The sequence below is a fragment of the Moorena sp. SIO4A1 genome (assembly GCF_010672065.1).
GTDB lineage: Bacteria > Cyanobacteriota > Cyanobacteriia > Cyanobacteriales > Coleofasciculaceae > Moorena.
Map to the genome: position 1 here is coordinate 1 of NZ_JAAHHX010000443.1, position 1,878 is coordinate 1,878.

The following is a 1,878-nucleotide window of genomic DNA, read 5'->3' on the forward strand; positions in this document are numbered from 1 at the left end:
TCTGGGTTCTTGCAAAAAAGAGTCTCAGGGATTTGCATTAATGAGACTTTAGCAAGCATATAGTAAAGATAGCAATTTGGGATAAAAAAGCCGAAATAATCACAAAAAATAGAATTGTCATTACCGAATATAAAACTAGAGTACTTGCCAGCATATTGAAGTTACGGCGGTTTGCATAACTATCAAGTACACAGGATTTTATCCTTCTTTCCTCTTCCCTGCGCCCTGCGCCCTGTTCCCTGCTCCCTAAAAACCCATAAATTTGTACCTAAGCTGTTCGTCGAAGGTCGGGTCATTGGTCAGCACATTGTATTCCTGACCATGATGGACTTTTAGTTCACCATCAATGTATTCAAAGATCGCTGAATCCCCACTTGGATCCGAGAGCGACAGGTGAAGTGCAAACTCCAGTTGTCCCATAAGTAGTTGAAGCGGTTCCGGCAGCGGGGAGAGAAGCCCTTCCGACACGAGCTCATTAAAGGTGGTTGTGACGATCTGTAAGGGTTGTGCTTCCAGCCCTTGAACTGCCTCTTCAACGGTTGCATAATTATCAAGGACATATTGACCCCAGCCTCCAAGGGACAAGGTTTTCTCACCTGGTTCAATATCACCGTATTTCGTCTTTTCCAAAAAGAGGAGATTGGCAACGAGACCCTGATCGTTTATACCATCAACGGTGGCGATGTCATAGCTCGAGGTAACGATACTGCCATATTTCGAAGTCCATGTGATTGAGTTGGTACCAGCCCCACCATTACGCTTCATGCCTTTCGGAAAGACCCAGAGGTTAGCATCGGGGTCCTGAAACCAGTCCATACTGCGCGCAGTAATTGGTCCGTTTGAACTCCCATGGTAGACTAACCGACTACAAGCCTGAGCCGATGGAACTACTGCCATGGACAGGATAGTAATAAATACAACAAATATAGTTGCTAGCTTCTTGATGATCAAATTATGCTTCTTGATCATTAAGTTCAATACTCCCGAAATTTTTTTGAATCCAGAACGAAGACAATGCAAGGATTGCAGGCTACTTGCCTTAATTTTTTTAATTGTCTACCCAGGGCTAAATTACCAAAGATTGCTTTATCAAGCAAATAATTACCCTGTAAGCCTTACAGCTACTTTACTATAAGTGTCCGGACTATTTTGACATCCTCTCAGGCAGGGCTATTTCATTCTAATTGTAATCGGAATATGGTATAAAGAGCGCGCAAATTCCCTTTAATGCATCTACTCCCGTGTCTCAAATCGCAATTATAGAAGCCAAAGCTTGACTAGAAGATCCTCGTCGTCGTGCCGGACAGCGCCACACTCTTCCACTGTGCCTAGCGCTATTTACTTTGGCCATGCTCCTTTGGAGCCGCCAAAGGCGAACGCCGCAGGAAATAAAGGATTTTTAGCAATTGGAGATTGGATGTAAAGTTACCGTGAGGAGTTAATTGACTATCTCTTACCTCCGAAAAACAGGCTTCCAACTTAGGCGTACTGTACGTCGTGTCTTATTGTATATTAATTACGAAGAGTATTCGATGTGCCTTGCGCGCATTCTTCAATGTACAACCAGCTTGTGGAGAAACCATTGGCTTAGACGGGTTTTGTCCTTAAAGGTTCATATCAGATTGAAAACGATAATCCCAATTCCGACTCCCACCCAGCAATTATGTTGGTCAGTTCTTACATTGTTGAGCGGGGCTTGATTTTAGAACCCTTTGAAGTTGATGCCAAAACCAACGAAATTAAAGCTTTACCAGAGAAGCTTTACGAAACTGGCTCTAAAAGGAGTTGTCAATGCCATAGATGCTATTAATACCCAAAAAAAACTTGTGAATTGATCGTCAACAGTGGCAAGGATTATATAGCTGCTTTAAAAGGTAA

General features: G+C 42.9%; 1 protein-coding gene. It reads right to left on the reverse strand.

Annotation, left to right across the window (positions count from 1 at the left end; all coding sequences use genetic code 11):
* Positions 1-246: 246 nt before the first annotated feature.
* A complete protein-coding gene (locus tag F6K53_RS39250) occupies positions 247-969 on the reverse strand; it encodes a linear amide C-N hydrolase (RefSeq protein ID WP_293085328.1) in 723 nt (240 codons plus the stop codon).
* Positions 970-1,878 lie beyond the last annotated feature (909 nt).